Origin of the sequence: Clostridium uliginosum, assembly GCF_900112485.1 — a bacterium.
GTDB classification, from domain to species: Bacteria; Bacillota; Clostridia; order Clostridiales; family Clostridiaceae; genus Clostridium; species Clostridium uliginosum.
Map to the genome: position 1 here is coordinate 1 of NZ_FOMG01000052.1, position 11,150 is coordinate 11,150.

The 11,150-nt window shown below is 27.3% G+C and carries 12 protein-coding genes and 1 pseudogene; 1 reads left to right on the forward strand and 12 read right to left on the reverse strand.

Annotated features, from left to right (window positions below):
• Positions 1-305: 305 nt before the first annotated feature.
• The 11 genes and pseudogenes from BM027_RS17445 to BM027_RS17495 all read right to left on the reverse strand — a co-directional run.
• A pseudogene (locus tag BM027_RS17445) lies at positions 306-694 on the reverse strand (AAA family ATPase); the annotation flags it as partial.
• Entirely contained in the window at positions 670-897 is a 228-nt protein-coding gene (locus tag BM027_RS18975; RefSeq protein WP_090094455.1) for an AAA family ATPase, read from the reverse strand. The gene BM027_RS18975 and the pseudogene BM027_RS17445, both read right to left, overlap by 25 nt.
• Positions 898-1,235: 338 nt before the next feature.
• On the reverse strand, positions 1,236-2,120 hold the full coding sequence (locus tag BM027_RS17455; protein WP_090094456.1) for a DUF2225 domain-containing protein: 885 nt from the start codon (positions 2,118-2,120) through the stop codon (positions 1,236-1,238).
• A 612-nt stretch (positions 2,121-2,732) separates the two neighbouring features.
• Entirely contained in the window at positions 2,733-3,638 is a 906-nt protein-coding gene (locus BM027_RS17460) for a MerR family transcriptional regulator (protein WP_242943364.1), read from the reverse strand.
• 218 nt (positions 3,639-3,856) lie between these two features.
• Positions 3,857-4,246, reverse strand: coding sequence for a retropepsin-like aspartic protease (locus BM027_RS17465; protein ID WP_090094457.1), 390 nt, complete (start codon positions 4,244-4,246; stop codon positions 3,857-3,859).
• Positions 4,246-4,491 carry a hypothetical protein gene (locus tag BM027_RS17470; RefSeq protein WP_090094458.1) on the reverse strand — a complete coding sequence of 82 codons (246 nt, stop codon included), beginning with the start codon at positions 4,489-4,491 and terminating at the stop codon, positions 4,246-4,248. The genes BM027_RS17465 and BM027_RS17470 overlap by 1 nt, the downstream gene beginning before the upstream one ends.
• Positions 4,492-4,548: 57 nt before the next feature.
• Positions 4,549-4,716, reverse strand: coding sequence for a PD-(D/E)XK nuclease family transposase (locus BM027_RS17475; protein WP_423230342.1), 168 nt, complete (start codon positions 4,714-4,716; stop codon positions 4,549-4,551).
• Between the two features lie 194 nt (positions 4,717-4,910).
• Positions 4,911-6,203, reverse strand: coding sequence for an acyl-CoA thioesterase/bile acid-CoA:amino acid N-acyltransferase family protein (locus tag BM027_RS17480; protein WP_090094459.1), 1,293 nt, complete (start codon positions 6,201-6,203; stop codon positions 4,911-4,913).
• Positions 6,204-6,230: 27 nt separating this feature from the next.
• Positions 6,231-6,695, reverse strand: a complete 465-nt coding sequence (locus BM027_RS17485) for a DUF6790 family protein (protein WP_090094460.1) — start codon at positions 6,693-6,695, stop codon at positions 6,231-6,233.
• Position 6,696: 1 nt separating this feature from the next.
• Positions 6,697-7,377, reverse strand: coding sequence for a TetR/AcrR family transcriptional regulator (locus tag BM027_RS17490; RefSeq protein WP_175560024.1), 681 nt, complete (start codon positions 7,375-7,377; stop codon positions 6,697-6,699).
• A 304-nt stretch (positions 7,378-7,681) separates the two neighbouring features.
• Entirely contained in the window at positions 7,682-9,112 is a 1,431-nt protein-coding gene (locus BM027_RS17495; RefSeq protein WP_090094462.1) for an MFS transporter, read from the reverse strand.
• A gap of 154 nt (positions 9,113-9,266) precedes the next feature.
• Here BM027_RS17495 and BM027_RS17500 point away from each other — a divergent pair, with 154 nt between their 5' ends.
• The gene (locus tag BM027_RS17500; RefSeq protein WP_090094463.1) at positions 9,267-10,151 is read left to right on the forward strand and encodes an AraC family transcriptional regulator; all 885 of its coding nucleotides are present in this window, start codon (positions 9,267-9,269) and stop codon (positions 10,149-10,151) included.
• Positions 10,152-10,346: 195 nt separating this feature from the next.
• Here BM027_RS17500 and BM027_RS17505 read toward each other — a convergent pair whose 3' ends face one another.
• On the reverse strand, positions 10,347-10,997 hold the full coding sequence (locus tag BM027_RS17505; protein WP_090094464.1) for a methyl-accepting chemotaxis protein: 651 nt from the start codon (positions 10,995-10,997) through the stop codon (positions 10,347-10,349).
• Positions 10,998-11,150: the final 153 nt, after the last annotated feature.

The window sequence follows — 11,150 nt, forward strand, 5'->3', positions numbered from 1 at the left end:
TAAATATTTTAAAGTATATTATTCCAAAACTACCAACTGATTATGTAAAAAAACAGCAGATAATTTTGTTTTTACACAAAACTATCTACTGTCCCCATTGGTCCAATATGCCATGTATATTTTGTGTCAGGCAAGGAAGCAGATTGCTTTAATGTCAATCTATTAGACCAATCTGCTGACATAAATTTATTATTAACTGTTGTGTATCAACCACTAATAAAACCATTTTTATCTCTTCTTCAAATTCAAGTTTCTATCATATTTTTCACAAAAATTAAGATAGACTACACTGAGCCCATCCTATTATCACCATTAATTGTTGCCTTTAACATCCTCTTTGAGTTCTCTATTATTTGCCAAAAGACTTATCCTTTAACGCCTTTTCAAACTCTTTCATAAGCTCTTTATTAGGAATTTTTAACTATCTATCATAATAGGATAAAAATCCAAGAACTATCATAGCTGAATAAATTTCTTCTTTAGTCCGTGGTTCTCCTTGACCGGCTCTAAATTCTTCATCTATTGTTATATCAATCTCCTCACCAGATATCATTTTTATGACTTCATCTCTAATTTCTAAAACATTATATTTAAGATACTCAGCTACATCATCCATAGCACCAGTATTAGTCCAGTAACTCTCGCAGTAATTATTTTGTAGTGCTTTAACTACAGAACATGGATTATATACTTTGAATCTACTGCTTTAGAATAATAAGTTCCTATCATGTCAGCAACACTAGATTTCCCAAACCTTCTTGGTCTTGTTACACATATATAATTATCCAGCCTCATCTCTATTGCTTTTATTGCTGTATCAGTTGCTTGCTCTTCTTTTCCTTTTATTTTTCCTTTTTCAATATCTTCATCAACTAGCATTCGTACAAACTTTGTCATACTTATCTCCTTAAATCACTTTTCCTTTATTATTTGTTTGAAATTCTATGTATTTATATTAAGCTCTATTGATTCAATCTCCCTAGTTTTGCTTATAGCTATTTTTGAGAGATTAGCATATACAACAGTTTCTTCTGTTGCTCCCTTGTAGTGTAGCTTGATAGTTACACTTAAGTTGTTTAATTTTACATACTATCATTTATTTACCATGTCATTAGCAAGTGATAGCACCTTCTCTTTCTCACTTATATAACAGTTCCTTTATTAAAAAATAGGAAGTACATCTTTAGATACTTCTTCTTATCATTCTACTTTTAACTGTTACATGATATTTAAATTTAACTCCATTTAAATAATCTTGAAAATAAGCCTATTTTTTTCTTATTTTCCACAACATCTTTAATAGTATTATCCTCATTATTGTTTAATGTTTCTTTTATTAAATCTCTTTGGTCTATTGCTAAATCTTTTATTTTCCTACCTGCACTTTGAGCAGTTATTACATCACCTAAATATCTTAACGCTTCATCATCATTACCTGAACGTATATTTAATTCTCCTATTAAATACATTATTGTAAAACCACCCATACCATATATGGGAAGTTGTTCATTTAAATAAGCGTCCTTAAATCCTATCAAAGCTTGTCCTCTGAATATTTGCTCATTTTTTATATCCTCAAGCTCTCTATACATCCATGAAAGTTTTAAGCAATTCATAGCCTTTTTACTTGCTTTCGCACCCATAACTGAATAATTAAGTAATGATAACTTATATCTTTCTATTGCTATATTAATATCATATATTTTTGGATAATTTTTCCCACGCCATTTTGGAGTAATGTTTTTCTGTATACTTTCTATCTCAAATTTCTTTAGCTTATGAAAGTCAGACTTCATAGAAGCATAACCACACACATTGCATACCCATACATCATAAAAGTATGGGTTTATAATGTCATACTTTATATAAAAATCACTTTCCCTCTTTTTCATTCTATAACTACTTGTTTTTACTGCATTGGCTAAAAAATTATTCTCACATACTGGACATACTACTTTTTTGTCATACAAGAGCATCTCTTCTTTTATCTTTAAATTTTCTTCAGACTTTTTATCTTTATTATCTTCTTTCTCTTCACATTTCTTATATATTTTAATATTGCTTACATCTTTAAATCCTAAATCTTCTAATCCCGAAAAAATATTTTCATCTTCATTCATACTTATTATTACTCCTTTCTATTCCTCAAAAACTTAATTCATTTGCTAATGCTTCTTTGGGTGTATTTTCATTATTTATTCTTTCTTCTATACCATTTTATCAAAATATTTACATATTGAAATACTATTGTGAATTAATTATAACAGTCTTTTTATATTTCTTTCATTATTATATAGATATCTTTATATTCACAGGATTTATCATCAACATTCTTCTTGAAACAACAGAAAAAGAAGAACCTCTTCCATCTGGACTTGATTCTCCTCCATTACTTAGATGCATTATTAAGTTATCATTTTTAAATGAAACTCGACTCAGTATACCCTCGCTGAGTAAGTGATTCACATCAAATCATAGATTTGAGTTCTCTACTTAAGTTCTATTGATTCAATTTCCATAGTTTTGCTTATAGTTATTTTTGAGATTAACATATGCAACAGTTTCTTTTGTTGCTCGATTTAAGTATAACTTTATAGCCTTGCTCCAAATTGTGCTAGTGTTTCTTTTACAGAATCATATAAAACCTCTATTTAATTTTTTCTTTTCAATGGTATTAATAAATCAATCTGTTTAAAATTTTTTTCTTTTGAATCCATTGTAGTAAAATATTCTTATACATTCATATGCTCTTCAAGATATCCACACATTCCTCTTGGTTCTCTATTATAATCAAGTACATATTCCTCATTATTGTTTGCCCATCTTTCTAACTGTTGCCATTCGTTGAAATTCCCAAATTTAATACAGTGAGCACCATACATCCCTCCAGTAAAACTCTTTTTTTCTAACGAAACTGGTACTTCAAAATCCTTTGGTATTGTAATCCAATACTCATACCCATATTTTCCTTCTGAATCTGGTTCTCCATGGTTGTTAAATCCATAAACCTTTGCATCTGCTTTATATTTTAATAATTCGCTTTCCTCTACAAATTCAATTAGCATTCTCATTGCCATATCTTCTGGTTCTTTACCATATGCGCGAATGGAAGCTACATTCATAGGTGGTAAACATACTATTCTTAAATTTTTTAACGTATCTAATACATTATTAGCCATTCTCAAATCCTCCATTTCTATTTTTTTCACATTAAACGATTTGTTTATATCTGCTATAGCTGAAATAGTATGAAGAAGGGTTTCATCATCTAATACCTTTTCAAGCATATTCTTTTTATTTATATCATTTAATTTATTAATAAACATTAAAATAGCATTTTTAACATCATCAAGAGCTTTAATATCATAGTTCACTTCTTCCAATTTATCATTTAAGGCTTCTATAGCATATGATATTTCATTATTTTTGAGTATCTGTTCAATTTCCTTTAATGATAATCTAAGCTTTCTCAAAATCATAATTTGCTTAAGTCTTTTTATAGCTTCATCATCATATGTTCTATATGCATAACCTTCTTTTTTTAAACTCTCAATTAATCCAATCTCTTCATAATATCGTAATGTTCTTGTTGAAATTTTAAATATCTTAGATACCTGACTAATGGTCTGCAGTTCCATATCAACTCCCCCTTCAAGTACTAATATAATACATTACGTCGCGTCAAAGTAAATACTAAAATGTTGAATTTTAAATCACCTTACTTATGATGTGGAATTTTTGCAAACAAATATGCTTTGAAGCTAGTCATATCAAGGCTTTTAAAGAAAACCTCATTTATTTGTGATACGGTTCACCATTCATTATCCTAAACCTTATATAATATTCTTTTTTAAGATTACTTTTTGTACATAACAAAATCTACTAAATCTAATATCATTCCTGCTTTTTCAAGAAAATCTAATCCCAATAATCCATTAATTCTTTCATTTGGATGAATTTCTCCAAAATCTATTTTGAAATTTTTTAATTTAATATCATTACAACTTATTGTATCTATTCTTTTTCTTACAGCATAACAAGTAGTTCCACCATAACCTGATGCTTCAATAAGTTGATCATCATTTGAAAATTCTGCTCCTATATCATCTAAGAAATCAGTTATTATTATTGTGTGAAAAGCTCCTGTATCAACAATTACATTATCTACAATTATTGATTTTCCTTTATGCCTTAAGTTAAGAGAAGTATATAATAATCCATTCTTTAATTGTAGTTTATTTTTCATTATAGACTCCTTCTAATTCCAATATGTTTAATCTTCTCTATTTTTATATCCTCATGTGCTGTACTATATACTAATTGTGAACTTTTACATTTTGTAAATTCCTTCATTGCTTCTCTGCCATCTTTAATTGCCTTAATTACTGCCACATCATCAACGTATTTTATGCTTTTATCTTCATGGAATTCTAAAATTTCAAATTTAACAAATTGGTTTGGATATAACTCTCTAACTTCATTCCATTTCATAAAATCAACTCCTTATAATTACTCATTTTTATCAGTTATTGCTTTAATATCAAGTCTTCAATATTTATCTTCAATAAATTGTTTTTCTATGTCAACACCTTTAATTTCAACTTTACTTATTTTCTCTTTTGGCTTTAATGTAGCATTTAAAAAGGATATCAATATTTGTGGATTCTTTGCTGAACCAAATATGTTCTTAAATACAAAGTCGACTTTAGGATCAATAAACCTCTTCCCATATTCTCACCTCAACTTATTTATACTACTTTTATTATAACCTATAACCGATTTCCATAAAGCAAAAAACAGATAAGCTTTTTTAATTCTTATCTGTTTTCTTAAATTGTTTAATCTAAGACATAATCAATTAAATAATAAGTCCATCTGTCAAGCCTATTTTTTATTATTATCATATATATTTATTTGTTTATAAAATTTTCATTTAAAAACTGCATAGCCTTATTCCATGAATCTTCATTTGCTTTTATAATTGCTTCTGGATTATTTTGTTCTTCCCTAAGTCCTTGATATGGTAAGGTAATAAAATGCCCTGAACCTCTATAGTCATGATGCTCTCTTTTATTCTTAAATTTAAACTCATCTAATCTTTTTATTATATTTTCACAAAAAATTTTAGATGACCAAAATTCATCTTTTTCTCCAGAGATTAATAATATTGGCCCATTAATTTTTTCTACAGCTATAGTACATTCACTGGCTTTGATACTATTTACACTAGATCTATATATATCACTAATTTGTGCTGATTGTCTAAACTTCTTTTTAATTATATATTTAAATGCAGCTAATGAATTAAATTTTAAGTATGGAATCTCTTTTCCTTTATAAGACCATGATGAATATTTAGATGGTCTATTGCTTTCATTTAGTCCTTGCCATACAATACTGCTTGGAGTATTCGCAATTACTCCTTTAATTTGTTTAAAAATAGAGGCAGCTAAAAGCGCTAATTCTCCCCCTTTAGACCTTCCATATATACAAATTTTATCACTAAGTACAGTTTGCTCTTTTCCCATCCACTTAATTGCATTTTCAATATATTCTAAAGGAATTTTTTCAAGGGAACTTGGTAAACTTTCCAATCCAAAGTAGCATAATGCAAGTGCTGAATACCCATGAGAAGCTAATAATCCCGCAGTTATTTGAGCTTTTTCCATGCCTCCTTCACTTCCACTTAAAACTATTATTCCTGGCTTTGGTATATCATCATCAGCTTTAAAATATCTAGCAACTAAATTATCTTCATTTATATCTACACATTTTACATTTTCACTTCTATACATTCTAGTATGATTTTTCTTTATTACTACTTTATCTTTTATTTTTACTGAAAAAGTTATTATGTATCCTTCATCAATATTTACATCTTTTAAATTTACAGATTTTTTTTGATTTTTAGTATTTTTCAACTTCATAAACTCAAGCAAGCCCATTGAATTAATCCCACTATAACATCCTTCAACAGGTGCTTGTCTACTTAAATCAATATTACCATTATCATCTGCTTCAAAAACTGCATATGATTCATCCATTGATTTTTGCTCACAAGACCTATTTATACAATAATACTCATTAGTTTCAGCTTGTATTGTTACTCTCTCCTTTGGATTAAACCCACTAAGCTTAATTGTTATCTTTTCATCTATAAGTGCAACTTCTGGTATGACACTTATTTTATATTGATCTTCCATCCTATTTCACCTTCTCTATATACTTTTTTAAATATTTGACAAATAATAAAGTAAAATTAATGTAAATGGCATAAGTAAATCTGGAATAACAATAAATGCATTTCCAGGTTTAAAATTCTTTGATTTTATCATTTCTTGAATATGAACAATAGTTGCTCCAACATACAACGGGCTTAATATAACAATTGTGGCTAAATAAAATTCTCTCCCCATCCATATACAGAGAAGTCCTGCAATTCCCTGCCCTAATTCTGCATATCCTAATTCTTTTTGAAAAAAGCTTCCTTTTTGCCATCCAATAAAATCTGCAATCATATCAGACTTAAATACATGTCCCCAAAAGCCTATAAAACTTGTTAAAGTCAGAGTTATAGTTAATTGATAAAAAAGAAGATTCCCTGCAATAGCATTCAGCGTTCTTATATCTCTATTTAATATAGTTGTAATTATTCCAACAGCAATTCCTATAATCCATGAAATTAAAAATATCATATTATTCACATACCTCATTTATAAATTTTTCAAAATAATTTTTCTTATATAAATTTCTTATATATATTTGAATTTCTTCTATATCAAATTTCATTTTAAGTGCATTTAAATTATAAATAGCTATATTAAAAGCAACATCCTCAATATCCTTTTTATTTTCATCCATAATATAAGACAACATAACTCCATTAATAGAATATATAAATGAAATAGCTGCAACCTCAACATCAATAATTTCAATCAGATTATTTTTTTTCATACCTTCAAATATAGGCATAACAACATTCTTTATAGTATTTATAATTTCCTTATGCTTATTTTCAAATCTTTCATTAATACTTATAGTTTTTAATAACAATATTAATACTAATTCCGGATTTTTAGCTTGAACATAAACAAGTGATGAAATAATACAGGCTAATCTTTTAGCCCCTGTAACTTCACAATTACTACTAACAATTTTCGCCATTTCAAAATGCATATTAGCAATTTCATCATATAAAGCAAGTAAAACATCTTCCTTATTAGAAAAATAGGAATAAAAACTTCCTACTGATATCTGCGCCTTTTCAGTAATGTCTTTTATAGAGCTATCATTATACCCTTTAGTTGAAATTACTTTTGCAGCAGCTTGTAATAACTTTTTTCTTTTAATATTCTTACGTAAATCTATCTTATTCACACCTAACCTCCAGATTTTTATATATTGAAATTGAATTCAAATTCATTTTTAATATTATCATTTCCTGAATTTATTGTCAAATGTTTCATTTTCACTAATATAAATGCATGTGAGAAAAGTGGCTACGCCAAACTCCCTTCGGAGTTATTTTTCTAGCTTCTCTTTCTTCAAGTTTCATACAGTAATACCTATAATTCTAGATTTAATCAGCCTTTCAAGCTATAACCCCTATAATTTCCTATATATTAAAAAGGAAAATACTGACTTTCAAATTACTAAAGTCAGTATTTTCACTACATGATTATTACTCTTTTATTAAATTTAATTTATTACTATATAGTCTACAAGCTGTTATTATTGCTCCAATTCCACATATAATAGCTAACATAATATATACATATTTCATTCCAAATATAAACACATCATCTCTATTCTCAATATAATTTATCACACGATATCCTATTTTGTAACTCATGAAATTATATAAAACAGTTGTTGCTAATGTAACTCCAAAAATTTGTCCCAAATTTCTTACAAGTGAATTAACACTTCCAGCTATTCCAAGTTTATTTCTAGGAGCTGATGACATTATTAAAGAATTGTTTGAAGGCTGAAACAATCCATTCCCAATTGCCATTATTCCAAGAAACAGAATCATGTATATTATAGGCGAACTTATATCTAAAAAAGACATTAATAAAAATCCTATACTTGTAAATATTAACCCTAAAAAAGTTAAAAACTTAGCATCAATTTTATCAGATAAACTTCCACTAAAAGGAGAAACTACAGTAATAATTAATGGTGATATCATCATAATTAATCCTGCTTTTGATGAATCTATCTTAAGAGTATTTTCAAGATAAAAAGGTATTATAAGGCCTGATGCACTTATACATACAAATGATATAAATGCGCAAAATAGACTTATAGAAAATATATTACTTTTAAAAATTTCTAAATCTAAAAGTGGAACCTCTACTCTACGTTCTAACTTAATAAATGTTAGAAAACTTATTAGAGCTACAATAAAGCTTATAATAATTAATGGATTAGAATATCCTAATGTTTGTGCTCCAATTAAAGAACTAAATAAAGATATTACAGCTATAAAAAATAAGACTGCGCCTTTAATATCTATTGTTTCATTATTGCTTGTCCCCTTTGGAAGTACCTTTAGACCCAAAGCTAATGCTACTATCCCTATTGGAACATTTACAAAAAATATGCATTGCCAGTTTAATGCTGATAAGATAAATCCACCTAAAGGAGGCCCTATCATTGTACCAAGTGCCACAGCAGATGCTAAAATTCCTAAAGCTTTACCTCTGTCATTCTGTGTAAATACTTCTGTTATTATTCCTTGATTATTAGCCATAGATGCTGCTGCACCAATCCCTTGTACTATTCTAAAAATAACTAAACTAGTAAATGAAGTGGAAATTCCACAGAGAAATGAAGCAATAGTAAATATCACTACACCAAATTGAAAAACTTTGGTTTTACCTCTTATATCCCCTAATCTTCCAAATACTAAAATTACTGAGCAAATAACCGTTATATAACTCACTACAACTAATTCTACACTCGCCATACTTATTGAAAGCTTTTTTGCCATTACTGGAAGAGCTATATTAACAATACTCATATCTACACATTGTATAAAAGACATTAGTACGACTACAAATAGAATAATTCCTTTATTTTTATTCATACTATTATTTATATTTTTCATTTAAATCCATCCTTTTTATTAATTGCTAGCATATTATTGATATTTACAATAGGAATCCTTGTTTATATAATATCAATATAAGTATTATATTTCATGAATTATATTGCTTATTATTAGCACTATTTTGATATAATTAACATAAAGGAGATTTTATATGAACGATCACTCTCAACATTATTATAGAAGAATGCCAGACGAAAACTTTTTTGTAGATATATTTGAAAATAAGCATGATAAGAAAGGTATAACTTTTGATAACCATTGGCATGAACATATACAGTTTTTTTATTTTACTTCTGGTGAAGCCTTGGTTAGATGTAGTTCAAAAAATCTAGATGTCTGTGCTGGAGATTTAGTAATAATAAATAGTAATGAGCTACATTATTGTGAAAATTTATGTGAGGATTTATCATATTACATTATAAGAGTTGATTTATCATTTCTTTTCAGTAATCAAATAGATTCCTGTCAGACCAAGTTTATAACACCTTTAGCTGAAAACCTAATTCTATTTGAAAATTTAGTTAGAAATGATATTGAAATTTCAGGATGTATTAATAAAATAATAAAAGAATACTTTGATAAAGACCTAGGCTTTGAACTTGCAATCAAATCATATATATACAAACTCATAGTGTTACTAATGAGAAGATATGTAAAAAAAATTCTTACTAAAAAAGAATTTGATTCTCAAATTAAAAATTTAAAACAATTTAATATTATACTTAAATACATAGAAGATAATTTTACTGAGCAAATTACTATTGATTTTCTTGCTAAAATGGCTAATATGAGTATTCATCATTTTTGCAGACTTTTCAAACAAATTGCTGGGAAATCCGCCATAGAGTATGTAAATCAAATGAAAATTGAAAAAGCTGTCTTGCTTTTGCAAGACAGTAATTATAATATAACAGAAATAGGATTAGCTTGTGGGTTTAATGATACAAATTACTTCAGCAGATTGTTCAAAAAATATAAGAAGATTTCACCAACTCAAATGAGAAAGAAGAAAAATAAAGAAGAAATTAGCGAATAATATTTTTTTATCACTTCTATATTTAAAATACTGGAATTAAATTATCATCTTTATGGGATATAACAAGGAATACTCAAAGCCCTTATTGCTCTAAGCATTCCTTTTTATATTCTATTATTATAAATGTATATTTATTTCTAAGTTAATTCCATATAATTAGTATTGTTCACGCAAAATGCCACTAATTAAACTTTATTAGGATTCTTTTTGTTTTAGGTTTAATTCATTTTCCATATTCTTTATTGATTTTTTTAAATTATTTGATGCTCCCGTTACTTCTTCACCCATTGAATTTAATTCCTTAGATGTATTTGAAATTTCTTCTGTAGTGACCAAAATCTCTTGGGACATTGATGAAATACTTTGAATTTCAGTTAATATATTTTCTTTTTCAGTATTTACAGTATCAAATATTTGCACTATTTCATGTATACTTGGTGTTACAACTCCAATTCCTTTAGAAATATCATTAAATAAATTTATTGTTTTATCAACAACGTGGTTTTGCTCCATTATATCATTATCAATTAATAATGTTTTTTCATTGATTACAGAGATATTTTTTAATATATTATCAACTATATAATATATTTTATTAGAAGAGTTCTTACTCATTTCTGCAAGTTTTCTTATTTCAGCTGCAACCACTGTAAATCCCTTGCCTGCCTCTCCTGCTCTAGCTGCTTCTATAGCTGCATTTAAGGCTAAAAGATTAGTTTGCTCTGAAATCTTATTTATTAAATCTGTCATTTCATTTACTTCTTTTATATCTTGTATCATTTTTTGTAACGATTGATTAAAATTTTCAAAAGGAGCTGTATCAGATTGATATTTTAAATCAATCATGATACAGCTCTCTTTTTATAGTTTTCAATTTTATACATATATTTTTATGTAATTATTAGTAATTATATTATTTGATTGCATGACGATAAGAAGGTAAAGATACCTTCTCCATAATTTTACTATATTTCTTTATTTATGAAGCTTGCTGCTCAT

What these genes read in the sequence shown, in the direction of transcription:
- BM027_RS18975 (WP_090094455.1), bottom strand. Translation starts at nt 897, where the DNA reads ATGACAAAGTTTGTACGAATGCTAGTTGATGAAGATATTGAAAAAGGA.
- BM027_RS17455 (WP_090094456.1), bottom strand. Translation starts at nt 2,120, where the DNA reads ATGAATGAAGATGAAAATATTTTTTCGGGATTAGAAGATTTAGGATTT.
- BM027_RS17460 (WP_242943364.1), bottom strand. Translation starts at nt 3,638, where the DNA reads ATGGAACTGCAGACCATTAGTCAGGTATCTAAGATATTTAAAATTTCA.
- BM027_RS17465 (WP_090094457.1), bottom strand. Translation starts at nt 4,246, where the DNA reads ATGAAAAATAAACTACAATTAAAGAATGGATTATTATATACTTCTCTT.
- BM027_RS17470 (WP_090094458.1), bottom strand. Translation starts at nt 4,491, where the DNA reads ATGAAATGGAATGAAGTTAGAGAGTTATATCCAAACCAATTTGTTAAA.
- BM027_RS17480 (WP_090094459.1), bottom strand. Translation starts at nt 6,203, where the DNA reads ATGGAAGATCAATATAAAATAAGTGTCATACCAGAAGTTGCACTTATA.
- BM027_RS17485 (WP_090094460.1), bottom strand. Translation starts at nt 6,695, where the DNA reads ATGATATTTTTAATTTCATGGATTATAGGAATTGCTGTTGGAATAATT.
- BM027_RS17495 (WP_090094462.1), bottom strand. Translation starts at nt 9,112, where the DNA reads ATGAAAAATATAAATAATAGTATGAATAAAAATAAAGGAATTATTCTA.
- BM027_RS17500 (WP_090094463.1), top strand. Translation starts at nt 9,267, where the DNA reads ATGAACGATCACTCTCAACATTATTATAGAAGAATGCCAGACGAAAAC.
- BM027_RS17505 (WP_090094464.1), bottom strand. Translation starts at nt 10,997, where the DNA reads ATGATTGATTTAAAATATCAATCTGATACAGCTCCTTTTGAAAATTTT.